The 24,822-nt window shown below is 51.1% G+C and carries 23 protein-coding genes and 2 tRNA genes; 18 read left to right on the top strand and 7 right to left on the bottom strand.

Annotated elements, in window-relative coordinates:
• The first annotated feature begins 6 nt into the window (after positions 1-6).
• From hemE to I8J30_RS01920, 6 genes are all read left to right on the top strand, one after another.
• Positions 7-1,083: a uroporphyrinogen decarboxylase gene (gene hemE, locus I8J30_RS01945; protein ID WP_210654895.1), complete on the top strand. Its 1,077-nt coding sequence runs from the start codon at positions 7-9 to the stop codon at positions 1,081-1,083.
• On the top strand, positions 1,076-2,005 hold the full coding sequence (hemH, locus tag I8J30_RS01940; RefSeq protein ID WP_210654893.1) for a ferrochelatase: 930 nt from the start codon (positions 1,076-1,078) through the stop codon (positions 2,003-2,005). The genes hemE and hemH overlap by 8 nt, the downstream gene beginning before the upstream one ends.
• A 32-nt stretch (positions 2,006-2,037) precedes the next feature.
• A complete protein-coding gene (gene hemG / locus I8J30_RS01935; RefSeq protein WP_210654891.1) occupies positions 2,038-3,513 on the top strand; it encodes a protoporphyrinogen oxidase in 1,476 nt (491 codons plus the stop codon).
• Positions 3,514-3,688: 175 nt separating this feature from the next.
• Positions 3,689-4,780, top strand: coding sequence for an endospore germination permease (locus I8J30_RS01930; protein ID WP_210654889.1), 1,092 nt, complete (start codon positions 3,689-3,691; stop codon positions 4,778-4,780).
• Positions 4,780-6,231, top strand: coding sequence for a spore germination protein (locus I8J30_RS01925; RefSeq protein WP_210654887.1), 1,452 nt, complete (start codon positions 4,780-4,782; stop codon positions 6,229-6,231). Before I8J30_RS01930 ends, I8J30_RS01925 begins: the two co-directional genes overlap by 1 nt.
• A complete protein-coding gene (locus tag I8J30_RS01920; protein ID WP_210654885.1) occupies positions 6,228-7,391 on the top strand; it encodes a Ger(x)C family spore germination protein in 1,164 nt (387 codons plus the stop codon). Before I8J30_RS01925 ends, I8J30_RS01920 begins: the two co-directional genes overlap by 4 nt.
• An 82-nt stretch (positions 7,392-7,473) precedes the next feature.
• Here the strand turns inward: I8J30_RS01920 and I8J30_RS01915 are convergent, their stop codons facing one another.
• Positions 7,474-8,013 (bottom strand): phosphatidylglycerophosphatase A family protein, encoded by a 540-nt coding sequence (locus tag I8J30_RS01915; protein WP_210654883.1) that lies wholly within the window; start codon positions 8,011-8,013, stop codon positions 7,474-7,476.
• Between the two features lie 132 nt (positions 8,014-8,145).
• Here I8J30_RS01915 and I8J30_RS01910 point away from each other — a divergent pair, with 132 nt between their 5' ends.
• The 7 genes from I8J30_RS01910 to rdgB all read left to right on the top strand — a co-directional run bounded on the left by I8J30_RS01910 (position 8,146) and on the right by rdgB (position 13,834).
• Positions 8,146-9,198, top strand: coding sequence for a GerMN domain-containing protein (locus tag I8J30_RS01910; protein WP_091214696.1), 1,053 nt, complete (start codon positions 8,146-8,148; stop codon positions 9,196-9,198).
• Positions 9,199-9,478: 280 nt separating this feature from the next.
• Complete coding sequence (locus I8J30_RS01905) at positions 9,479-9,808, top strand: PadR family transcriptional regulator (protein ID WP_210654882.1); 330 nt, start codon at positions 9,479-9,481, stop codon at positions 9,806-9,808.
• 14 nt (positions 9,809-9,822) lie between these two features.
• The gene (locus I8J30_RS01900; protein ID WP_210654880.1) at positions 9,823-10,689 is read left to right on the top strand and encodes a pentapeptide repeat-containing protein; all 867 of its coding nucleotides are present in this window, start codon (positions 9,823-9,825) and stop codon (positions 10,687-10,689) included.
• A 13-nt stretch (positions 10,690-10,702) separates the two neighbouring features.
• Entirely contained in the window at positions 10,703-11,464 is a 762-nt protein-coding gene (locus I8J30_RS01895; protein WP_210654878.1) for an ABC transporter ATP-binding protein, read from the top strand.
• A gap of 1 nt (position 11,465) precedes the next feature.
• On the top strand, positions 11,466-12,233 hold the full coding sequence (locus I8J30_RS01890) for an ABC transporter permease (RefSeq protein WP_210654876.1): 768 nt from the start codon (positions 11,466-11,468) through the stop codon (positions 12,231-12,233).
• A 213-nt stretch (positions 12,234-12,446) separates the two neighbouring features.
• Positions 12,447-13,193: a ribonuclease PH gene (gene rph / locus I8J30_RS01885; RefSeq protein ID WP_210654874.1), complete on the top strand. Its 747-nt coding sequence runs from the start codon at positions 12,447-12,449 to the stop codon at positions 13,191-13,193.
• Positions 13,190-13,834 carry an RdgB/HAM1 family non-canonical purine NTP pyrophosphatase gene (gene rdgB / locus I8J30_RS01880; protein WP_210654872.1) on the top strand — a complete coding sequence of 215 codons (645 nt, stop codon included), beginning with the start codon at positions 13,190-13,192 and terminating at the stop codon, positions 13,832-13,834. Before rph ends, rdgB begins: the two co-directional genes overlap by 4 nt.
• Positions 13,835-14,115: 281 nt before the next feature.
• Here rdgB and asnB read toward each other — a convergent pair whose 3' ends face one another.
• Positions 14,116-15,960, bottom strand: a complete 1,845-nt coding sequence (gene asnB / locus I8J30_RS01875) for an asparagine synthase (glutamine-hydrolyzing) (RefSeq protein WP_210656019.1) — start codon at positions 15,958-15,960, stop codon at positions 14,116-14,118.
• Positions 15,961-16,079: 119 nt separating this feature from the next.
• Between asnB and I8J30_RS01870 the strand changes: the two genes are divergently transcribed.
• The 3 genes from I8J30_RS01870 to I8J30_RS01860 all read left to right on the top strand — a co-directional run bounded on the left by I8J30_RS01870 (position 16,080) and on the right by I8J30_RS01860 (position 18,212).
• On the top strand, positions 16,080-16,433 hold the full coding sequence (locus I8J30_RS01870; protein WP_210654870.1) for a hypothetical protein: 354 nt from the start codon (positions 16,080-16,082) through the stop codon (positions 16,431-16,433).
• Positions 16,430-16,777, top strand: a complete 348-nt coding sequence (locus tag I8J30_RS01865) for a hypothetical protein (protein ID WP_210654868.1) — start codon at positions 16,430-16,432, stop codon at positions 16,775-16,777. The genes I8J30_RS01870 and I8J30_RS01865 overlap by 4 nt, the downstream gene beginning before the upstream one ends.
• 100 nt (positions 16,778-16,877) lie before the next feature.
• Positions 16,878-18,212 (top strand): 5'-deoxyadenosine deaminase, encoded by a 1,335-nt coding sequence (locus I8J30_RS01860; protein WP_210654866.1) that lies wholly within the window; start codon positions 16,878-16,880, stop codon positions 18,210-18,212.
• Positions 18,213-18,290: 78 nt separating this feature from the next.
• On the opposite strand, the gene I8J30_RS01855 is transcribed toward I8J30_RS01860, so the two are convergent.
• The 5 genes from I8J30_RS01855 to I8J30_RS01835 all read right to left on the bottom strand — a co-directional run bounded on the left by I8J30_RS01855 (position 18,291) and on the right by I8J30_RS01835 (position 22,176).
• A complete protein-coding gene (locus I8J30_RS01855; RefSeq protein WP_210654864.1) occupies positions 18,291-19,169 on the bottom strand; it encodes an SDR family oxidoreductase in 879 nt (292 codons plus the stop codon).
• 38 nt (positions 19,170-19,207) lie between these two features.
• Positions 19,208-19,732 (bottom strand): hypothetical protein, encoded by a 525-nt coding sequence (locus tag I8J30_RS01850; RefSeq protein WP_210654862.1) that lies wholly within the window; start codon positions 19,730-19,732, stop codon positions 19,208-19,210.
• 19 nt (positions 19,733-19,751) lie between these two features.
• Entirely contained in the window at positions 19,752-21,497 is a 1,746-nt protein-coding gene (locus I8J30_RS01845; protein WP_210654861.1) for a hypothetical protein, read from the bottom strand.
• A 442-nt stretch (positions 21,498-21,939) separates the two neighbouring features.
• Positions 21,940-22,016: transfer RNA gene (locus I8J30_RS01840), tRNA-Arg, on the bottom strand.
• Positions 22,017-22,102: 86 nt separating this feature from the next.
• A tRNA-Gly gene (locus tag I8J30_RS01835) sits at positions 22,103-22,176 on the bottom strand.
• Positions 22,177-22,357: 181 nt separating this feature from the next.
• Between I8J30_RS01835 and I8J30_RS01830 the strand changes: the two genes are divergently transcribed.
• The gene (locus I8J30_RS01830) at positions 22,358-23,248 is read left to right on the top strand and encodes a hypothetical protein (protein WP_240547736.1); all 891 of its coding nucleotides are present in this window, start codon (positions 22,358-22,360) and stop codon (positions 23,246-23,248) included.
• Between the two features lie 97 nt (positions 23,249-23,345).
• Positions 23,346-24,647: a trigger factor gene (tig, locus tag I8J30_RS01825; protein WP_210654859.1), complete on the top strand. Its 1,302-nt coding sequence runs from the start codon at positions 23,346-23,348 to the stop codon at positions 24,645-24,647.
• The last annotated feature ends 175 nt before the right edge of the window (positions 24,648-24,822 follow it).

Here is a 24,822-nt window from a genome sequence, read left to right as displayed (position 1 = left end):
ACTTCAATGAGCTACAACGACCGATTCATCCGCGCGTGCCGAGGAGAACAAGTCGATCGCTTACCCGTCTGGTATATGCGACAAGCGGGACGTTACGATCCCGATTACCGTAAAATAAAAGAAAATTACTCGCTGCTCGAAATTTGCAAGAGACCGGAATTGGCTGCCGAGGTAACGCTCATGCCAATTAAGAAGCTCGGTGTGGATGCAGCTATTTTGTATTCCGATATTATGAACCCGGTCGCGTCAATCGGTATCGATTTTGACATTGTGGCTAATGTTGGCCCTGTCATTGCGAACCCGATCCGTTCGGCAGCGGACGTGGATAAGCTGAAGCCGATCGATGTGGAAGGCGATTTGTCGCATGTCCTGGAGACGATTCGCATCTTGGATCGCGAGCTTGACGTGCCGCTGATCACGTTTGCAGGCGCACCTTTTACGATTGCCAGCTACTTGATCGAGGGACGTCCATCGAAGTCATATATCCGAACAAAGTCTCTCATGTACTCGGAACCGGCTGTTTGGTTCAAGCTGATGGACAAGCTTGGGGATATGGTCATTGCTTATCTTCGCGCGCATATCGGCGCCGGCGGCAAGGCGTTCCAGCTGTTCGACAGCTGGGTAGGCGCGCTTGCTCCGCATGATTTCAAGACGTTCGTGCTGCCGACGATTGAACGGATTTTCAGCGAGCTGTCGGATTTGCCGCAGCCGAAAATTTACTTCCCGGGCGTTGCGTCGGGCGAACTGCTTCCAACCCTGACGAATGTCAAAGCCGATGTGATCGGATTGGACTGGCGCGTGCCGATTAATGAAGGTCGACGCAGACTTGGCGGATCCTTCGCTGTACAGGGTAATCTTGATCCGTATGTCCTCACTGCACCGATGGAAGTCATCAAGGAACATGCCAAAGCAATCATTGATGAAGGCATCAAGCAGCCGGGCTTCGTGTTTAACCTGGGACATGGTTTGTTCCCGGAAGCATCGCTCGACAAGCTGCGCGAGTTGACCGAATTTGTGCATGATTACTCCGCTGAAGCGATCAAAGCGTTAAGCGGCAAGCAGGAGGAGCTTCGCCATGGCTAACGGTAAAATCGGCGTGCTCGTGATGTCGTACGGAACGCCGGAGAGCATGGACGGAATCGAAGAATATTACACCCATATCCGCAGAGGCCATGCGCCGACACCGGAACAGCTGGCTGAGCTGAGCAGTCGTTACGAAGCGATCGTCGGCGGCGTGTTCCCGCTGCGTGAGAATACAAATCGTCAAGTTGCAGGCCTGCAGGCTGCACTTGACGCTGCAGCACCCGGTCGCTACAGCTGCTATCAAGGCTTGAAGCATGCGAGGCCTTATATCGAAGATGGCGTTACCGCTATGGCCGCAGATGGCATTAAACACGCGGTTGGTATTGTACTGGCGCCGCACTACTCCACAATGAGCGTCGGCAGCTATATGAAGCGCGCGCAAGAGAAGGCGGAAGAGCTCGGCATTCAATTCGCGACGGTAGAAAGCTATCATACCCATCCGAAGCTGATCGAAGCGCTTGTGACACGCGTCAAAACCGCTTATAAAAAGCTGCAAGACGTTCAGCCTGTGAAGGTGCTGTTCAGCGCGCACAGCCTGCCGGTCAAAATCCGTGAGATGGAGGATCCTTACGAACAGCAATTGCTGGAGACCTCCAAACTTGTCGCGGATGGTGCCGGCGTGACGGATTGGCAGTTTACATGGCAAAGCGCGGGCCGTACCCGTGAGCCATGGCTTGGACCGGATATCCTCGAAACGATGAAGGAAACTGCTGCTGCAGGCTATAAAGGCGTGCTGGCTGCCCCGATCGGTTTCGTATCCGAGCACTTGGAAGTGCTCTACGATGTTGATATCGAAGCGCAAGCCGAAGCCCGTGAACTCGGGATTAAGCTGCAGCGTATTGAGATGCTGGGCACAGATCCGCTCTATATGGACACCTTGGCCGATTCCGTTCAGGACGCGGCAAGAGCGGTTTTCGCTTAGCGGATAGCGTTATTACAGAGGAGATGACTCGCATGCGGGGGAACGGTAAGCTTGATCGCTTCGTCGTTATCGGAGGCGGTATCAGCGGACTCAGCTCCGCTTTTTATTTGCTCAAGGAAGCGAAGCAGCGCGGCCGGAAAGCGGTCATTACGCTCGTGGATCCATCGGAGAGAATCGGCGGCAAAATCAATACGCTTCGGCGCGACGGCTTCATTATCGAGCGCGGCCCGGATTCCTTCCTGGCTCGCAAGACGCCGATTATTGATTTGGCCTACGATCTTGGCATCGAGCATGAATTGACCGGCACCAACCCGGCTGCCAAGAAAACATATATCCTGCATCATGGCAAGCTGCATGCGATGCCTCCGGGTCTCGTACTTGGAATACCAACGGAAATTGCACCTTTTGCCAAGACGAGCCTGCTGACATGGAAAGGCAAGCTTCGTGCCGCGATGGATTTCGTATTGCCCGCGAGTAAAGAAACAGGCGACGAATCGATCGGGGACTTTCTGTCTCGTCGATTGGGCAGCGAAGTCATGGAGCGGGTTGCGGAGCCGCTGCTAGCGGGTATTTATGCAGGCGAGCTGCGGAATTTAAGCCTCGCCGCGACATTCCCGCAGTTTCGAGATGCGGAGCGCAAGCATGGCAGCTTGATTCGAGGGATGCGCGCCAATAAGCGGAAGGCGGCATTGGCGCCGCCAAGTGTGAGCAGAGTGCCTGCAGCCGTCAAGAACAGCATGTTCCTGACGTTTAAGGGCGGACTTGCTACGATGCTGGAAGCGCTGGATGCAGCGCTGTCCAATGTGGAGCGGCGTATGGGGCGGAAGGCAGTCGCTTTCCGCCAGAACGATCCCGACGAGCATGGTGAAGATTCTGCGCCTTACGAAGTGCTGCTGAGCGACGGCGAGATTCTGGAGGCGGATGGCATTGTCATTACAGCGCCTGCTTATGATGCAGCGGATTTACTGGAGCCGCACATGAACGTTGATGCGCTTCGCGACATTCGATACGTATCGGTAGCGAACGTCGTCATGGCCTTCGATAAAGCATCGCTTGGCGTAGATTTCGATGGTTCGGGGTTTGTTGTACCGCGCTCGGAGGGGACTACGATTACGGCTTGCACTTGGACATCGGCCAAATGGCTGCATGCCAGCCCAAGCAATAAAGTGCTGCTGCGCTGCTATGTCGGCCGCGCCGGCGACGAAGCCGTCGTCGATCTGCCGGATGATGTATTGAAAGAAGCCGTTCGGAGCGACATTCGGCTGGTGATGGGAATAACGGCTGAGCCGCTGTTCACCGAAATTACGCGTCTTCATCATTCCATGCCGCAATATCCGGTCGGTCATCTTCAGAAGACCGCACAGCTTCGTACGAAGCTGCGTGCAGAGATGCCCGGCGTATGGTTAACAGGCGCCGCATTCGATGGTGTCGGGCTGCCGGATTGCATCCGCCAAGGGAAAGAAGCCGCTTCAGGCGTCTACAAGTCGCTGTTGGGCGAATATAAATAGAAGGTCGCCATCGCGATTAAGATATTGGCGGGGATCTTACACAAAGTTATATCTAACGAAAGAGTGTCGACATCGTCGACGCTCTTTTTTTTGTGCGCTTTGATTGCTGGATTCGGATTAATTTGGGAAATCAGGCAATCATAAACACAAATATCGTTAAGGTGTGAAACGAACCATGCGCCAAAGGAAGCTCTCGGTCTTACAAGTAGTTCTACTCCTTCTTACCACTACGGTGATAACGAATCAAAATATTATCGTCCCGCTGCTCTTGGACTCTACCGGAAGAGATGCGTGGTTTAGCGTCCTGTTGGCTTTTGTCCCCGGCATGCTTTTGTTAGGTGTAATCAAGCATATTATGACAACGACCGCTCAAGAAGCCATTATCCCTTGGGTAAAACGCAAGTTTGGCGCTTTCGCGAGTGTGTTTCTCGGACTCATTCTTTTCCTCTATTTATTCTCGAGTTCTCTCATTGCATTAAAGGATACGACCAATTGGGTTGATGTGACGTTTTTGCCGGAGACGCCCGGTTTCGTGATCGCCGCGGCTTTGACCGCCATCTGTTTCTTTGCCGCTTATGCAGGACTATGGTCCATCACGGTTTGTGCGGGGATTTTGCTTCCGTTTGTTTTTGTGTTCGAAGGTTTTATGGTAACTGCGAATATCAAATTTAAAAATTTTCACTATATTACGCCGATGTTGGCAAATGGCATCGCTCCCCTGTCACATGGTCTTATTTATTCAACCAATGGGGTGCTTGAGATCCTGCTCCTTCTCTTGATCCAGCAGCACTTGAAGGAGAAGGTGCGCTATAGTTCACTAATCATTCTGCTGATTATTACCGTTGGTATGATCCTCGGGCCGCTGCTGGAATCCATCGTTGACTTCGGACCCGCCGAAGCGGCCAGACAGCGTTTTCCGACCTTCGAGCAGTGGGGACTTGTCACCCTGGGCAAAAATGTCTCTCATTTAGATTTCATATCAATTTTCGAATGGTTAAGCGGTTCTTTTATCCGAATCTCCTTGTGTATGTATTTGATGGTTGAGCTTCTTCAACTGAAGAAGGCTGCCATTCGCAAGCTGATGCTTTTTGCGATTACGATCATTATGTTTATCGTTCCGTTCCTGCCGATAAGCGATGCATGGTTCGTATGGTTTTTGCGTGAGTTTTACTATTCGTTTTTATTGCTCCTTATCGTGGCCCTGGTTTCGTTGTTGTTCCTGTTCTCCATCATCGTACGCTTGAAAGAAAGGGTGAATCCGAGGTAATGACGGTTGTTCTGGACCATCAATCTATCGAAAAAGCGTTACGTGCATTGTTCAATCGTAGCTCGGATGTCATCATCCAGCGTGTTCGTTTATTGAGCGAAGATGAGAGCTGGGAAGTGCTGTTGATTCACTGCGAGGGGTTATCGGACGGCAAACTGATCGATCAAATCGTAATGCCGCAGCTGGAGAAGCTGTCTGTGGGTCAAGTGGTAGACGGTAGGATCGGAAACTTATCCTTCCAACCGCTGGAAAACAAGGAACAAGCCATTGTTGATGCCGTATTCTCGGGAAAGCTCCTGCTATTGTTCGATAACAACAGCTCCTTATTTATGCTGGATATTGCCAATCCCCCTCAGCGCCAGCCGGAGGAATCCAACACGGAGGTATCGGTTAAAGGTCCAAGGGATGGTTTTACGGAACAGATTTCTACGAATATCGCGCTTATCCGTAAACGGCTTCGTACGGAATCGTTGTGCTGCGAGAGCTATGTGATTGGCCGAAGATCTCGGACCAAAGTGGCTCTTCTTTATGAAGACGATATTATTAATCCGGATATTATTGAGATGGCACGCCAGCGAATTCAAAAGATTGATGTTGACGCTTTGGTCAGCAGTGAGGAGCTCGCCGAATCCATTTCGGATTCGCCATTTGGGCTGTTCCCCTTAATCGATTACATCGGACGTCCGGATTTTGCGGTTGAAGCCCTGCTGCGGGGGCGATTTATCGTAATTGTGGATGGAACGCCGATGGTATTAATCGCGCCTACTACGTTGTCCTCCTTGCTGAAGACGCCTGAAGATATCCATGCCTCCTATCTATATGTAGCCTTCGAATCTCTGCTGAGGTATATAGGACTGTTTTTGGGAATATTGGTTCCCGGCTTCTACATTGCACTGACTACGTTTCATATGGATCAAATCCCCATAACAACCTTAGCAAGCGTAATAAACGTTCGAAGAGGACTGCCAATTCCGGCGCCATTGGAAGCTTTCCTTATGCAAATCACGTTTGAATTGTTTCGCGAAGCGGGAATCAGACTTCCTAAAGGGGTTGGACAAACAGTTACCGTCGTGGGCGGACTGTTTATCGGACAAGCTGCAATCGAAGCAGGTTTGACCTCTCCGGCAATGCTGGTCGTTACCGCGATGTCGATGGTCGCTACCTATACGTTAGTCAATCAATCACTTGGCGGGTTGGTTACGGCGCTGCGATTGTTTGTTTTAGGTTGTGCCGCTTTTTTGGGTATGTACGGTTTTTTTCTGGGGCTATTCGCGATTCTCTTGTACGTATCTACACTCGAATCCTTTGGCGTCCCGTATTTGGCTCCTATGTCGCCTCCGGTATTTAAAGATTTGCTTATGGCTCTCACGACCAAACCGAGAACGCTTAACCGCACGAGACCTCTCATTTACAGAACAGGAGACAGCGATAGAAAGGAGAAAGGAACATGAACAGATTAGTCGGAGTTCTATGTATGACCCTATGTGCCTGTATACTGCTTACAGGATGTTGGGATGTGAAGACGATCTCCGACTATAATTTCGTAACTGCACTTGGCATTGATTATTCGGAAGGCAAATATAAGATTTATACGGAATTAATGGATTTCGGCTCGATCAGTAATCAAGATGAAGGCGGAGACGGCGGGGGAGACCGAGCGACGGTCTGGGTAGGCAAGAGCGAAGGAGAGACGCTGTTTGCGGCTATAAATGAATTATATAAAACGGGGCAGCAAAGCTTGTATTGGGATCATTTGATGGCGATCGTTTTAAGCGATCGGGTGCTGCAGAAAGACATCAACCGATTTATTGATTCGATCCCCCGATTTCCGCAGATTCGGTATAATTCATGGATCTTCGGGACGCATGAGTCCATTGATGAGTTATTTAAACACTCCACTTTTTTTAATTTCTCCCCCATTTCCAATCTGTTACACAATCCATTAGTGCTTTATAAGCAATTGTCGGTCATCGCACCGATTCGGCTCAATAAAGTGTTGGCCAATGAAGGGGAGCCGGGAGAAACGGATTTAATTCCTACATTAAGCATGGATAAGAAAGACTGGGAGGATAACGATAAACCGCAGCCTGTTATATTCATGAACGGTGCATTTGCATTGAATAACGGCAAAGCGCAGCATAGCTTCACCGAAAAGCAATTAAATGGCGTGAAGTGGATCCAACCGCAGATGAAACGAGCCGTTATCCCCGTTGTACGGAATCATAAAACAATCGGAATGGTTACCCTATTCAATCCGAAGAAGAAAATCCATATAGCGGTTGAAGGCGGAAAGCCGGTATTTTCGCTGGATTTGAAGTTTACGGGTATCATTGAGGAAATGTTAGACGATTCGCCGGTCGACATCATTAGGGAGAAGGCCGAAATGGGAATTCGCAATGAAGTTCTAAACACCTTTAAGAGCGGGATCGCAAAACACGTGGATCTGTATGGTTTGGAGCAGACCCTATATCGGAATAAGAATAAAGAGTGGAAAAGGCTGAGAGCATCGGGCATCAGCGGTGAACGGATGTTGACGGAGGATTCCTTGAAGAAGGTGAACGTTCAGGTGAATATCCTCCATTCCGGAATGAATGACATGGCTCCACATTAGCTTGTTGGGGTTAAAAGAAGAAGCTTACCGCTTCGCCGGGTATGATCGGTGCGCGGTAAGCTTCTTTGATTTGGGGTTTCGATTAGTCGATCGGAGGCCCAACTCTCCCTTCACGCTCCGCCTGCTTTCGGTGAGCGACCCGGCTGCTTGCGGCAGCGGCGATGGCGCCGACGATATCATCGAGGAACGTGTGGCACTGCGCATCTTCTTTATCGTTCAGATGCTTCAGTATGCCTGGTTTTAATTTGTCGACATAGCCGAAATTCGTAAAGCCGATACTGCCGTAAACGTTCACGATGGACAGCGCGAGAATTTCATCGCACCCGTAGAGCCCTTCGTCATTTTCTATCATTTCTTGAAGCGGCGACAGCAGCTTGCCTTCCTCGGCAAGCAGATCCAGCTGGATGCCGGTCAAGATGGCGTTCTGCACCTCGCGCTTGGTGAGCACGGCTTCCACATACATTTCGCATTCCTGCATCGTGAGTTCCGGATAATAATCCTTCTGCAGAAATAGAACCAGCTCTGCGATCTGCGGGACCTCGACACCGCGTTTAGTGAGCCATTCCCGCGTCGCTTCTGCGATTTTCGTACTATTTAAGCGGTATTCACTGGACTTCGTCATCGCTACACCCCTTGTATCAAAATGGTGGACAAAACTGGTCTAATTGATTTGGAGGGCTCGTATATATAGTACTACAAAAGCAGAACTTGTACCAAAGCAAACGAACTATTCAAATGGGGAGGAAAATGAACAATGACTTACAATCGACTGTTGCGCCGGGCTGCGCTCGCCGGAGTGCTTGCTTTGCCCATTTTGACGACCGGCTGCGGATTATTCTCACAGCCTGCCAGTGAATCGATCGATCCACCGCAAAACAGTACGCAAAACGTAGACGCCGACCTTAATGCAGGACAAACTGTAACCGAGGGCGATCAATCGCAGATGACGCTGTATCTGAAGGACCGCAACGGCTTGCTGGCACCGGTCACGGTAATGGCAACGCTCGGTCCGGATGAGAAGCTGGGACAGAAGGCGCTTGAGATGATGGTGGAAGGCGGCGCTTACGAAAGCGAAATTCCGGATGGCTTCGAAGCGGTGCTGCCAAAAGGGACGACGGTGAAGGGGCTGAACATCGTTCCGGATCAGAAGCTTGCCGTTGTTGACTTCACGAAATCATTCGCCGACTACAATGTATCGGACGAGCGTAAAATCGTTGAAGCCATTACTTGGACGCTGACAAGCCTTGAAGGCGTGCAAAACGTCGAAATCGATCTTGAAGGACAGAAGCTGAGCGAAATGCCGCAGGATGGATTGCCAATCGACGATCAGCTGACTCGTGCGGTCGGCATTAACCTTGAGGCTGCTGATAACGTGGATTACAGCCAGTCCACGCCGGTTACGATCTACTTCTCCGCTGTTACACCGGATAACGTACAATATTATGTACCTGTAACAAGACTCGTGACGCGCTCGAACAACAAAGCGAAAACAGCGATCGAGCAGCTGATTAGCGGCCCGCTAAATGATCTGCCGCTTAAAGCCGTTATGACGCCGGATGTACTGGTCAAGAATGTCACGAAGAAGAATGACGTTGTGACCGTCGAGCTGCAAGATGACAGCTACCAGCAAGGTCAGCAGGAGCCGGCCGAAATGCTGCAGGCAGTCGTGCTCGCTCTGACCGAGAACACGGGAATGAGCAAGGTTCAAATCAAGCTCAATGGCAAAACAGACTTCGTGGATACGAACAACCAGTCCTACAGCGAGCCGGTCAGCCGACCTGAGCACGTGAACGCCTTTAAATCTTAATCCATCCTCTTGAATAGAAGACCTGCCTTGATGCGCCAATGGCGCATCAAGGCAGGTCTTTTTTTGTTATGAAGCGGGAGCGTGTCCGGGATAGCTTAATACTTTACTTTGGCGGAACGCATGTGTTGCACTGGGAGCCGCACATGCGCAGCAATCGCCGAATTCGTCGGCGCAAAATCCGCAGAAGTATACATTTTTCATAATCAGGGTATTATAATAAAAATACTACCTTGACAGTCATAGTAGTGTGCTGTATTATGTGATTATGAGAGGTGATCAAATGAGCGAGAACAAAATTACATCCGACCTCCTGCGCGGCCATACCGATACGATGATTCTACGGCTCCTCTCCGAAGCGGATCGTTATGGGTACGAAATCGTCAAGCTGATTGCCGAACGTTCAGGCGGCGAATATGAATTAAAGGAAGCAACGATGTACTCCAGCGTCCGGCGGCTTGAGACGGACGGCGATATCGAGTGGTATTGGGGCGATGAATCGCAGGGCGGAAGACGCAAGTATTTTCGAATCACCGAGAAGGGCAAGAACACCTATGTTCATAACAAAAGCAATTGGGAGTATGCGCAGCGCGTACTCGAAAACCTATTATAAGGAGAGATGATCCCATGAATTCGAAATTAACCAACTATTTGAACGGTGTATTTACACCCTATGAAGGCGTAAGAAGCGTTGCTGAGTTAAAGGCTGACCTGCATTCCGATTTACAGGAGCGGTACAACGAACTGAGAGCCGAGGGCAAAGACGAAGAAACAGCTTTGAAGAAAACCATCGAGAGCATCGGCGACATTGAGCAAACCATTCTGGAGGTTGCCAACCTCTCTCGCTCCCTGGAGCGTCAACTGCTGACGAACTTTAGCGCGAGCAACCTGGCTGAAAGCGATTTTGCGGGTGTTACGGCACGTAAAGGACAATTTAATGCGAGCGCATTGCGCGGTTCCGACTTTGCAGGCGCGGATTTGACCGGCAGCACATTTAAGAGCAGCGACGTGCGCGAAGCTAATTTTGACGGCGCCAATCTAACCGACTGCAACTTCTCAACGCTTGACCTGACGAATGCAAGCTTCAATAAATCGATTCTTGTACGCACCAATTTCAGCAAGTCCGGTCTGGACGGAGTGAAATTCATAGGCGTAAGAATGACAGATGTCACGTTAACGATGACCGATCTGAGGAAAACGGTGTTTGAAGGCTGTTTATTTGATGGAGTCGACTTCAAGTACACGGATTTGAGCGGGCAGCGTTTGGACGGACAGACGTTTATCGGCGTTAAGTTTGATAAAGGAGCTTTAACGGAAACTTCGTTCAGAGGCGCTACCTTTAAAAATGTATCGTTTCAACCCGGGTTTGTTCTCACGAATAAGTACTATAAAATGATCAAAACCATTTGCTTTGACGGCGCGACGATGGATAAGTTGACTTATGCCGCGCTCAAAGGAATGGGAGCCGATTTGTCCAAAGTTACAGTTAACTAAGGAGGGGTAAAGGATGCAAAACCATGCCATCCAGGTAAAGGGTCTGCAAAAATCCTATAAGCAGCTTCAAGTTCTGAAAGGCGTTGATTTCGCGGTGGAGAAGGGCAGTATATTCGCGCTGCTCGGCTCCAACGGCGCGGGCAAAACAACGGTAGTCAAGATCCTCACCACGCTGCTTAAACAAGACAGCGGGAGCGCCGCCATAAACGGTTTCGATGTTGGGTCCAAACCGGACCATGTCCGGCAAGCAATAAGCTTAACCGGGCAATTCGCTGCGGTAGACGAAATTTTGACCGGACGGGAAAATTTAATCATGATCGCCAAGCTGCGCTATCTCCCAAATCCGCGCCAGGTAGCGGACGATTTACTCAAAAGCTTCGGCTTGACGGAGGCAGCGGATCGGAAGGTATCCACTTATTCGGGCGGAATGCGCCGCAGACTCGATATTTCCTTGAGTTTGGTCGGGAAACCTCAAATCATTTTTCTTGATGAGCCGACTACGGGACTTGATCCTGAAGCGCGCATCGAGGTGTGGAAGATTGTGAAGGACCTTGCAAACAGCGGAACTACGGTATTCCTCACCACGCAGTATTTGGAAGAGGCGGAACAGCTTGCGGACCGAATCGCCATTTTGCATGAAGGTAGAATTATTGCCAACGGTACGCTGGCTGAGCTTAAGAAGCTGTTCCCGTCCGCGAAGGTAGAGTACGTGGAGAAACAACCTTCTTTGGAAGAGATATTCCTGTCCATTATCGGTAAGAAGGAGGGGGCATAACATGGATACGGTCAAGAAACATTTCTTCAGCGATCTAAGCGTGATGCTCGGGCGTTCCATGCGTCATATTTCTCGCAGTTTGGATACCATCATTTCAGTCACCATCACACCGATTGCACTCATGCTACTATTCGTCTACGTGTTTGGCGGCGCGATTCAATCCGGAGCCGACAGCTATGTCAATTACCTGCTGCCCGGCATTCTGCTCATCGCAATCGCCAGCGGAATTGCCTACACGTCTTACCGTCTGTTTATTGATGTGCAGCGAGGGATATTCGAGCGATTTCACTCTATGCCGATTTCGCGTTCTACTTTACTTTGGGGGCATGTCTTAACATCGCTCGTATCCAACGCCATATCGCTTGTCGTCATCATCCTTGTAGCCTTGATTATGGGCTTTCGTTCCTCAGCCGGCATCCTAGACTGGCTTGCCGTAGCCGGCATACTCGCATTATTCACACTGGCCTTGACTTGGGTCGCGGCAATTGCCGGACTGTCCGCTAAATCGGTAGACGGTGCCAGCGCCTTCTCCTACCCGATCATCTTCCTGCCATTCATCAGTTCCGCATTCGTGCCGACAGAAACGATGCCTAAAGCTGTTCGCGTATTTGCCGAAAACCAACCCGTAACGTCGATCGTTGCAGCCATTCGCGCCTTGTTATCCGGTCAGCCGGTGGGAAATGACATATGGACCGCGCTTGCATGGTGCGTTGGCATTCTGCTCGTCGCTTATTTCTTCGCGATGAGGGTCTACAGAAACCGATTCTAATCCGTTGAATCCCGATCATAAGGACGTAATCAAGCTGCCGGCTCATCGGCAGCTTGTTCCGTTTAGGGTTAGGAATTCCTTTTAAGTGCCCCCGTTTGCCCTGTTTCAGGGGACGGGTGCTTTTCGGGCGTCATTTTGGTAAAATGGGTTAGATTGCGCTTGCGCCAACATATGGCACATGAAATTGCTGCAGAAAGATGGAGGCTACACATAATGAGAATAGATGGACGTCAGGCAAACGAGCTGCGGCCGGTTACAATTACGATGAATCCTAATAAATATGCGGAAGGCTCCGTGCTGATTGAGTTCGGCGATACGAAAGTGCTCTGCACGGCTTCAATCGAAGAGCGCGTTCCGCCTTTCATGAAAGGACAAGGCAAAGGCTGGATCAACGCGGAATATTCGATGCTCCCGCGTGCCACGCAAGTCCGGAATCAACGGGAATCGGCAAGAGGGAAGCTGACGGGCCGCACGATGGAAATTCAGCGCTTGATCGGCCGCGCACTGCGATCGGTTGTGGATTTACAAGCGCTTGGCGAGCGGACGATTACGCTTGATTGCGATGTGCTGCAAGCAGATGGCGGAACACGCACGACATCGATCACAGGGGCGTTCGTCGCTCTGGCGCTGGCCGTACATAAGATAAACAGCAACAATGAGTTTGCCAAATACCCGCTGACAGATTTTCTTGCGTCGGTTAGTGTAGGGGTGATTGGTGAGCGTACGCTGCTTGACCTGAATTACGATGAGGATTCCAAAGCGAAGGTCGATATGAATGTGGTCATGACCGGAGCGGGTAAATTCGTAGAGGTGCAGGGAACAGGCGAGGAGTCGCCTTTCTCGCGTGAAGAGTTTAACGAGCTTCTGGCCAGCGCGGAAGAAGGTATTGCCAGCCTGATTGCGAAACAGCGCGATGCACTCGGTGCAATGGGCAGCCGTATCGGGAATCCGAAAGCATGAAGCGGGGCGATACGGTAGTTGTAGCGACCAAAAACGCCGGCAAGGTGCGTGAGTTTGCGCATGCCTTCGGCAAGCTTGGCATGCAGGTCGTCAGCATGTTCGATTACCCCAATCTGCCGGATGTGCTAGAGGACGGAACGACGTTTGCGGAGAATGCCCGCAAGAAAGCGAAGACAGTTGCCGAGGCGCTGGGACTGCCTGTGCTTGCCGACGATTCCGGTCTTCAAGTCACGCGCCTCGGCGGTGAACCCGGTGTATACTCCGCAAGGTACTCGGGTGAAGGTGCGACAGATGCACGCAATAATGAGAAGCTGCTGCAGGAGCTGGCTCGTCTAACCGCAGAAGACTCCGAGCCGGAGCAGCTCGCTGATGGAACGAAGCTGCTAAGCGAAGCGAGTTTCATTTGCACGTTGGCATTATATGATCCAGCCGCAGAAGCCTTTATCGAAAGTGAAGGCTTGGTTAACGGATATATGATGGACCGTCCCAGAGGCAGTGGCGGCTTTGGGTATGATCCGTTGTTTTATTTGAAATCGCAAGGCAGAAGCATGGCGGAGCTGACGACGGAGGAGAAGCAGGCGATCAGCCACCGCGGCACTGCACTCGTTGAATTGCTGAAGAAGATTGCAGTAAGCGAATAGCGGCAGCACGCCATATCCGTTAAGTTTAAAGAGTTCGCAATTTTGCTTCATGGTCTACGGCTTCGGAGGGTCGATCATCCTTATCAGGCTTGCGTATCTGGCATTTATGAAGACCTAACCGAAAGTGGACCGTTTCTTATGCCTCATTACCGGCAGGGGGACGGTCTTTTTGCGTCGTCGGAAGCGCGGCTATATGCAGTTTCAATAACGAAAAAGCCGCCTCGTAAAGTGTGGTTGCATACACACTTCGGAGACGGCCTCATATTAAGCGGTTCGGTGAATCAGCGTATAACTACCTTGTATTCCCTCAGCCACATATCAACCTGCAGCAGATATGCGAACAGCTGCGGTCCGGACATCAATTGGCCGAACCATGGCAAATTGCTGCTCGCTGCTTCGGATTCTGCGAGCTCGCGAATCTTCTTCACATTGATGAGCTGCAGCAGCGGGGAGGTGCCTTCATGAATGATCTCCAGAACCTGCTTGCGCACTGCATTGAGGTAGTTCGGGTTGTGCGTTTTCGGATAAGGGCTTTTCTTCCGATAGAGCACATCATGAGGCAGTACGCCTTCCAGTGCCATACGGAGGATGCCTTTCTCCCGGTCACCGGCTGTTTTGACCGCCCATGGAATGTTGTATACATACTCCACGAGTCTGTGATCGCAATAGGGTACGCGTACTTCAAGGCCAACCGCCATGCTCATCCGGTCTTTACGGTCGAGCAGTGTCGGCATGAATCGCGTAATGTTCAGATAGGACATTTGACGCATTTTGCGGGCAGCAGCGTCTTCGCCGGCCAGGTGCGGCACCTCGGCAATCGCATCCGAATACCGATCCCCGAGATAATCAAGCGGCCGAATCCATGCGGCAACGTCCTGCGAGAGCAGATCCGCCCTCATGCCTGCTGCAAGCGACCAAGGGAACGTACCTGCATTCAGCGCTTCCTCGCGGTGGAACCACGGGTAACCGCCGAAGATTTCATCCGCGGCTTCACCGGAAATCGCCACGGTGGCTTCCTTCTTGATTTCGCGGCAGAAGAGCAGCAGGGACGAATCCACGTCTGCCATCCCCGGCATATCGCGGGCTTGCATGGCTTCACGCAGCGAAGCGACAAGATCAGGCGTATCAAATACCATCGAATGATGTATCGTGCCCAGATGGGTGGTCATTCGTTCGATCCAAGGCGCATCCGCATTAGGCTGGAACGCATGGGCTTTAAAGTGTTTATCGTTATCTACATAATCGACGGAGAACGTATGGACGACGCCTTGCCCCGTTTCATTGTAGTAATTCACCGCAAGTGAAGTGAGCGCACTGGAGTCCAAGCCGCCTGAGAGCAGCGTACATAGCGGAACATCGGATACGAGCTGACGTTCTACCGTATCTTGCAGCAGATCGCCTACTGTTTTGGCCGTCTCCTGCACGGTTTCGGCGTGAGGCTTGCTTTCTAATTTCCAATAAGTACGGACACTTAAGCCGGAGCGGTTATAGATGGCACAGTGTCCCGGCAGCAGCTCACCGATATCCCGGTAGACGCCGACCCCCGGCGTACGAGCAGGTCCGACGATGAAGATTTCGGCTAACCCTTCAGGGCCAATTTCCGGTTTGACAGCAGGATGCGCAAGCAGCGCCTTCGGCTCTGAGCCGAATACGAAGCGCCCCAGCTGTTTCGCGTAGAAGAACGGTTTAACACCGAGTCTGTCTCTGGCGATGAACAGCTGCTGTTCCTTGGAATCCCATAGGGCAAAGGCAAAGATCCCGTTAAACTTCTCCACGCAGGAAGGACCCCATTCCATATAGGCAACGAGCAATACTTCCGTGTCGCAGGTCGTTGTAAACCGTCTGCCTCGACTTTCGAGCTCTCGCTTTAATTCGGGTGCGTTATACAGCTCCCCGTTATAAACAAGGACATACGTATCGTCATCAGACGTACGAACCATTGGTTGTGCACCGTTCGCAGGATCGATAACGGAGAGTCTCCGGTGGCCTAGCGCACAATGCGGCGAGATCCAGGTTCCCGATGCATCCGGGCCGCGGTTTGCCAGCGTTCCGGTCATTTTCTCGAGAGTGATGGATTGTTTTGTCAGGTCATCGGTCCAGTCGATCCAGCCCGTGAATCCACACATGGTGCTCATTCCTTTCTCTTAGAGCTTCAAACAGCGATACTATGATGGTTATGCGAAAAATATGGATAAAATGTCTGTCCGTGGGGGGATGCTAGAGCAATGAAGGAGGGTCTTTCGATATGGTCAATGATCACGATGAGTCATTTTACGCACGTAAACCCTATTATGTGTCCGTACAGGCAGGCTCAATATTAGTGGATCCAGAAGCGACTGCGTTTGAGTTTGCGATTACCGCAAATGAAGAAGAATTAAACCGTTTGCAAGAGTTGTTTGAGGAATACGCGTCGATGGATGAATTGCAAGCGAGCCAATATGCCACAGCGCCGTTTAGTTCGGCAAGCGATAAGCAGATGAATGCAGGCGTAGATGCGATTCTTCTCGATGTCTATCGGCTATTGTACGAGCTGGGCACAACAGAGACGAAGAATCATATTGCCACGATGGGATTATTTCCAGAGGGGAGTTTGAGATGATCGTGACGGATGCACGCGTCAGACGCGCGGTGAAGCGCGAGGGAGTTCCCAGCTGTGAAATTGAAGTTCATACCAATGATGCGGGCATGCCTGAATTGCTCGCTTACTTTGGCGCTTCACGAGACAATGATTACGATATGATTGCGGTCGTGAAGAATGATGCCAAGACGGAAATCGATTGGTACGACAACAATATGCATAATGCCTTTACTAACGTCACCGATGAATTATTCGATACGCCGACGATGAAGACCGATTGGGGGGAGCGGGAGTCGTTCAAGGAACAGGTGCTGTCGTTCCCGGGGATTCGAGCGGAGATCGGCCGATTAATGGATTGGTCCTAATGCTGTAAAATGCTGCCTTTTTCACATTTCCTCATGGTACAATGTAAGCATAACTGACAAACCATACCACGTAGTCCAAGTGAGGGAGGCGAGGCAGCCTATGGGAACAACCTTGGTACGAAATGCAACGATTGTCACCATGAATAAACAGGACGAAATTGCAGTGGGCGATGTACTGTTCAAGGATGATCGCATTGTCTCTGTTGGCGGCCAGATAACGAGCGGTTATGATGCCGCCGATACGACGGTCGTTGAAGCCAAAGGAAGGCTGCTGCTGCCCGGTTTCGTGCAAACGCATATTCATTTGTGCCAGACGTTATTTCGCGGCCGCGCAGACGATATGGCGCTTATGGATTGGCTGCGGACTCGGGTTTGGCCGCTGGAAGCGGCGCATGATGAGGAATCGGTTTATTACTCCGCGATGCTTGGCATCGGCGAATTATTGCGCAGCGGAACAACGACAATTCTGGATATGGAGACGGTGAGCCATACCGATTTTGCTTTCCAGGCCATTGCAAGCAGCGGGATCCGAGCGATCTCGGGCAAAGTGATGATGGATGCAGGCGGTGATGTGCCGGCTGGTTTGCAGGAAGATACGAAACGTTCGGTTGCAGAAAGCACGGCGCTGCTCGAGAAATGGCATGGCTATGACAATGGCCGAATCGGTTACGCCTACTGTCCGCGTTTCGTCGTCTCCTGTTCGGAAGAGCTGCTGAAAGAGGTGCGGGATTTATCGTTCCACTATCAAGTGCTCGTCCACACGCATGCGGCTGAGAATCGCGAGGAAATCGATCTGGTTATGCGCCAGCGCGGAATGCGCAATATCGTGTATTTGGATCATATCGGGCTGACCTCGCCGCGGCTTGTCCTCGCACATTGCATTTGGCTGGATGATGAAGAGAAGGATATTCTAAGGCGGACGGGGACGAAAATGACCCATTGTCCGGGATCCAATCTGAAGCTGTCATCTGGCATTGCATTAGTGCCCGAGCTGTTGGAGCAGGGGATTGGGATGGGAATTGGTGCGGATGGCGCGCCTTGCAACAATACGCTGGATATGTTTCAGGAGATGCGTTTAACGGCACTGCTGCATAAAGTGCGGTGTGGTCCGGAGTCAATGAATGCGAGAACGGTGCTGCGTATGGCAACGATCGGCGGGGCCGAGGCGCTTGGACTGGATCATCTGATCGGCAGTATTGAACCGGGCAAGAAAGCAGATCTCGTTCTGCTGGATTTGAACGATTTTCATACATTTCCATCCTATGATGCGGATCCATATTCACGCGTCGTCTATGCGGCTTCAAGAAGCAATGTGTCCGATGTATGGGTCGACGGCAAGATGGTTGTGGAACGAGGGAAAGTAAGAACCGTTGATAAACGAACGGTGCTCCGTGAGGCGGACCGTTCTATTGCACGACTGTTAAAACGAATTTGAGATAGAGAAAAGGCCGGCCGCCGCGTTAACTCGAGATGAGCTAACTTGGCGGTCGGCCTTTGTTTGTATGGACGTTGATTATCCGTTCACAATCTCCCCGCCATTCACGTGGAGGACTTGTCCGCTCATGTAGGAGGAGTCCTCGCAAGCGAGATAGACATACGCGGGTGCGAGTTCTTCGGGTTGTCCCGCGCGTTTCATAGGTGTGTCGGAGCCGAATTTGGCTACGGTCTTCTCATCGAACGTCGATGGAATAAGCGGCGTCCATATCGGCCCCGGAGCAACGGCGTTAACGCGAATGCCTTGAGGGGCAAGATTCATCGCGAGGGAGCGGGTGAACGCAACCTGAGCTCCTTTGGTGGAGGAGTAATCGAGCAAATTCGCACTGCCATGATAGGCCGTTATCGATGTCGTGTTAATGATGGTCGCGCCTTGAGACAGATGCGGCAAAGCGGCTTGAGTCAGATAGAACATGCCGAATACGTTGGTTTTGAACGTTCGTTCAAGCTGTTGCGGCGTAATGAGCTCCAGCGAATCCTTCGGATGCTGTTCTGCGGCGTTGTTCACGACTATAGAAAGACTTCCCAGTTGTGAGGTCGTATCATAGATGACCTTCTTGCAAAACTCGGGATCCCCTATATCGCCTGCGATGGTCAAGCATTTTCGGCCTAACCCTTCGATTAATCCTCGAATCTCAGTCGCATCGCCATCTTCGTCTAAGTATACGATCGCAACATCTGCGCCTTCTTTGGCATACATCAGCGCGACTGCACGGCCGATTCCGCTGTCTCCTCCGGTAATTACGGCAACTTTGCCCAAGAGCTTGCCTGCCGCTTTATAGGCCGGTGCTTCAAACTGCGGGCGAGGGGTCATCTCGCTTTCAAGGCCGGGCTGTCGATTCTGATGCTGCGGCGGAAACGACTTCGGTCTTTGTGGTGTTTGTTGGTTGGATGTCATCTTGTTAACCACTCCTTTCCAAGGAGTAGTTTGCGTCATTACAGCGGTGTTGATTCGGCTTTCCGTTTGCCTGCGGAGACATCCAGCAGGTAATCGGTAAATTGATGCAGCTGATGCAGCAGAACGCCGTTCTGTTGATCCAACAGTTTAACCGCATGACCGCTTACCAGCCCTTCGCGGGACAACATGGCGGTTTGCTTCAAATACAAGGCGCCGCCATCAGGGAAGACACCGAATGTGCCGAGCGGAAGCTGAATGTTGAGGATGCTGATCGCCTTCAGAAGCTCGTCCTCATGTTCCTTCGAAGTTTGAGGAGCCAGCACGGCGAACGATTGGAAGAGATACACGCCTTCTTGATTCAGCTCCTGCAAGCCCGGCAGGAAGCTCATCTCTAAATCGATGGTTGCTTCCCGTTCGCCGATTTCGGTAAAACGGATGATGAGAGAGGTGTATGGCGCATCATCCGTCGGTCCCATCAGTTGGGATGCGATATCAATATTTTCGTAGAAACGAAGCGTTCGCTTCAAGTAATCGATACTGATCACGTCTTCTTGCAAGGACATTCGGGTCAGTCTCCTTTGGCTAGTTGTGCAGTTTCTTCGCAATCATTTCTTTCGTTGGTTTCTGCTTGGCGCTGTCAACGCGAAGTCCGATGCTCTCGATAATCGATCTGCTGTCCGCATCGTCGCCGCGTACCCCGGATTCAAACAGCATGCCTGCCAGATCCGTGACGATCTGAGCATAACATTGATCGACGCTGTTAAAGCCCTTCTCTTCAATGAGCTGCTGCCTGACTTTATCTTTGCCGGTTTTCTCGTTCTCCGGTTTCTTCATCGCTTCATCGACCTTAAGGACGCGATCGACGAACGATTCTTTCCGTTTATATTTCTTATAAAATTTCACGATTGCCGCAACGCCGCCAAGAATCGCGGCAAGCGCGATGAGGATTGGGCCGGCAGGGGAAGCGGCTGCGATTAAGAGGGCAGCGCCGCCTGCGACCATGAGCGCTCCTTTGACGGCTGTTGCTTTGTTCTTGTCTTTGTTCATTTCCTGCGTCGAACCGCCCAGGTTAGCGGCATGTCCAAGATCTGTGGCACGTTTATCGCCGGCCTGCTTCATCTTGTCTTCCATGTCGTGCAGGTTCTTGGCGTTCTTCTTGTTCTCTCGGTAGCCGGCTACGCCGCTGACCATATAGGCCGCGCCGCCGATAATACCGGCAGCCCCGGCAGCGACCGTCGCTCCGGCGTTGAGCCCCATGTCTGCAACGGTACGAACGCTGTTCACCGTGCCCGCGCTGAAACGGGCGAGATCGGCCGCGCCGGCGCCTCCTTCTCCCACGATTTGCTGCGCTTTGCCGGTGTTGCTCAGCGATTCATCGTAGTTGTCGGTGGCATTGTAGATCTGCGAGATCGAAGCAAGTCCGCTAAGCGCGCCGGCGGCAGGTCCGATACCTTCGGCAACAGGCAGGGCATCCTTTGCCCCTAATCCTGCGCTGATGGTAGCCGAACCGCCGGCGCCGCCCGTCGAAGCGGAAGTGCCGATCGCAGCGTAACCGAGATAGTCTTTGTCCGTATCCGCATTGTAGTTTTTGGTATCGGTTTTGCTGGCATCCCGAGAGAAGACCGAGAACTTATCCCAATCGACCGATTTACTAATGAGGCCTTTAACCATCGCTTTCTTGACGTTATCCAGATCGACGAATCGTTTGGTGCCGCCGTTCATTGCGCGTATCGCCGACATTTTCTGTTCCGGCGTCAAGGCGTCGAAGTAAGCGAAGAGAGTGGCTTTCTTCTCTTTCGCGGCTTGCTCTTTCAGCCAGCTGTAGACTTCGCTGTACCCTGCCTTGCCCCTCAAATTGGCGGGAATCGGCGGTGGGGTGAACGCCGCCGGAGCAGCGGCCGCAGCCGGAGCCGCCGGCGCGGCAGGGGCGGCTGGAGCCGCCGGCGCGCTTGACGTAACGGTCGGAGCCGTTACCGGAGCAGCGGCGGCTTCTTGCGCTTGCTGCTCCGGCGCTGCCGAAGCTGGCGCTTGAGCTGCGGCCGGCGTCGCTCGGACCGTAGATGAAGCCGGACTGTTTACACGGTCAGGTCTTCCCATACGAGCCGCGCCGGTCTGCCGCATGATCGTGCCTTTACCTGACTGCATCATCTGCAGCACAGCTTGATTGCCGGATGCGCGCTGCATCTGCAGCAGCTTTCCGGGTTCCGAATCACTTTCCCGACTGTTAGCCGACGAGGCCGCTGCACGGGTGCTCTGCTCGGCACTTTCACGCTGAATGGGCGAAGCGGGTTTACGCGTATGGCGATTTGAATCGGCAAATGAGCTCATTTCGACAGCCTCCGACATTGAAAGTCATTATTCGCTAGAATGATAGACTAATAGTACCACATTTTGAGAGAAATCATGGGAATAATTGCAGTGTGTAAGGAACTGAAATTTGTGGCCGGACTCTGCTTACAGGCCACTGAATATGAGCTTTTGGATGCGATATTTAGGATGGAATGTTGCCTAACAAGCAACACTTGGGCCGTCTGCCCAGAGAAACCCAATAATGTTGCGTGAATGGAAATATTATTATTAGGTAGGTGGCAGGGGACGTATTTTTGGGAAACTGCGGCCACTCCTTCTCGAAAACTTGTTTCTCAATAAATGAAGTTGTCGCGTTGTCTGGAGATGAACAGAAAACAAAAAAGCCTCCTGGGAAAGTGCCGAAGCACCATCCAACAGGAGGCTGTCTTTAATTTGAAGTGTCTGAAACGCTAGGTAAAAATGGCGTCCCAGGAGGGATTCGAACCCCCGACAACACGCTTAGAAGGCGTGTGCTCTATCCAACTGAGCTACTGGGACACGTAAGAAGGAGTATATCACGGAGTGTTCCGGTAGTGCAACTACTTTTTTGAAAAGGATTTAAATACTATGTATTTGTTACATCATGGAGCGGGTGAAGGGAATCGAACCCTCGCCTCAAGCTTGGGAAGCTGGCGTTCTGCCATTGAACTACACCCGCACGGAAAAAACAAAGTAGACAAATAATAGCACAGCCTAAAATGGAAATCAACAGCAGAGAGTGATATAATCGAACTCTAACTGTACATAATACGCATTTCTGCAGGCAGTTTGACTGATAAGGCGGTGATTCTATTACAACCTCAGGCCCCTCGCAGGGTGATAACAGAGAGAATGTATATTTGTTTCCGAATATGCTGGATCAATATCAGAACCAACTGACGCGCATGCTTGAATCCGAACAATATGGAGAAGCGAAAGGACTGCTTCGTTTCTTGCTGAATTGCCAAGGCGAAGAGAAGCGTCATTACGAAGAATGGACCAATTTATTATCATGGCTGGATGTTGCTTTTCCGGGCTATGGAGACTCGAACGACAGCCTACATATGGACTCCGCCGATCCGCAGGGCGATGAGGAATCGCTTCGCCGTGAAGCGCTGAGTTCCGGGGAGCACGATGAAGCTTACGTGCAGCAGGTTCTTTATATTATGCAGCATCACCCTGTTGCCGATCAGCAAATTTTGGCATTGGAGCGCGCGGCTTATCTCAATCATCCGAGTGTCGACGAAGCCATCATCACTTGGCTGACGCGAATGGATTTGCATCCGGCACTTCAATTCAAAGCGCTGCAATCGTTGAAGAAGCGCGGCGTAACCGGGGCAATCCGGCTGGATCGTCTTGGGGAGCTGGTGGATCTCGAGATCGAAGCGACGCCGCTTTCGATGGATGAATTTCCGCCGGTGGTTACAAGGGTCGTCGAACGGGTAGAATCGGTAACAGAGGTGCAGGAAGCATCGATGCCCCATTTTGCAAGAGAGCTGTGGAAAGAATGCTTGCAATGCTTGTACGGCACGACGGCTTACAGTCGGCTTCTGTCGGACGACGATGAAACCGTGGACTGCTATTCGGCCGCACTCCATCAAGTGCTTGAACTGTCACTTTATGGAAGAGTAGATGACGACGATGTGCGGGAAACTTACGGAATTACGGATGCTCTTCGGTTCCGTTATGAGCAGGCCTGCAGGTCGCTTCGGCAGATCGCGCAATTAAAATTGGACGGTGATGGCGGCTAGTCTTGAAATTAATGAAAATGTTGATTATAATAGAATGGTTTATTACGGGTAAGATCTGACGCAGAAGCGTTATTTAATTTGGAGGGGAAAGCATAACATGACAGCAACTTGGGAAAAAATAGACAAGAATCTTGTCTCCATCAACGTAGAGGTTGAGGCAGGACAAGTTAATGAAGCGATTGACAAGGCATTTAAGAAGGTTGTTCAGAAAGTAAACGTACCTGGTTTCCGTAAAGGTAAAGTACCACGGGGTATCTTCGAGAAGCGTTTCGGAATCGAAAGCTTGTACCAAGATGCAATCGACATTTTGCTTCCTGACACGTATGCAGCAGCACTGAAAGAAACCGGCGTAATCCCGGTTGATCGTCCTGACATCGATGTTGAGCAATTCGCGAAAGACCAAACGTTCAAGTATGTTGCAAAAGTAACTGTTAAGCCAGAAGTTGAGCTTGGCGAGTACAAAGGCATCGAAATTCCTTCCGCTGAAGCAGTAGTAACAGAAGAAGAAATTACTGCTGAACTTACTCGTCTGCAACAACGTCACGCTGAGCTGAACGTGGTTGAAGAAGGCGCAGCTGAGAACGGCGACACTGCCGTAATCGACTTTGACGGTTATGTTGACGGTGTAGCATTCGATGGCGGCAAGAGCGAGCGTCACTCCCTTGAGCTTGGTTCCGGCGCGTTCATCCCTGGTTTTGAAGATCAAGTTGTTGGCATGGCTACAGGCGATTTCAAGGATATCGAAATCACTTTCCCTGAGGAATACCATGCAGCTCACCTTGCAGGCAAACCTGCGGTATTCAAAGTGAAGCTTCACGAAATCAAACGTAAGAGCCTGCCGGCGCTTGACGATGAATTCGCGAAAGACGTAAGCGAGTTCGATACGCTTGAAGAGTACAAGCAAGATCTGGCAACAAAACTTGCTGAGAGAAAAGCAAAAGAAAACGAAGCAGCTCGTGAAACAGCAGTCGTTGAGAAAGCAGCTGAAGCGGCGGTAGTTGAAATTCCGGACGCAATGGTTGATTCCGAAACTTCGTTCATGCTTCGCGATTTCGAGAATCGTCTTCGCCAACAAGGCATGAACTTGGATCTGTACTACCAGTTCTCCGGCCAAGACGAAGCAGCTCTTCGCTCTCAAATGCACGCTGACGCGATCAAACGCGTTCGCAACAACCTTGTTCTTGAGCAAATCGCGAAGAACGAAGGCATCACTTCAAGCGAAGAAGATCTGAACGAAGAGCTTGAGAAACTTGCGAAACAATACAGCCGTTCGGTTGAAGAGATTCGTTCGATTTTCACAGCTAACGGCAACTTGGAAAACATCCAAGAGGATCTTGTTCTGCGCAAAACAATCAAGTTCTTGCTTGACAACAGCAAAACAGCTTCAGTAGTTGCATAAGAAATGAAACGATAAGGCACGTATTTACGTGCCTTATTTTATCCTCATCGCGGCTTCGCGGCAGGCGGGGGGAAACCGAAACATACATATGTATTTACCCGTATCGTATAATGTAATAGTCAGAAAAATGACATTACAACTGGAACATGTTAAAATAAGAACGGATTAGAAGAAA

This window comes from Paenibacillus lignilyticus (genome assembly GCF_017942085.1).
Classification (GTDB): domain Bacteria; phylum Bacillota; class Bacilli; order Paenibacillales; family Paenibacillaceae; genus Paenibacillus_Z; species Paenibacillus_Z lignilyticus.
The sequence above is the reverse complement of the archived record's forward strand: the minus strand, read 5'-3'. Positions and strand labels throughout refer to the sequence as shown.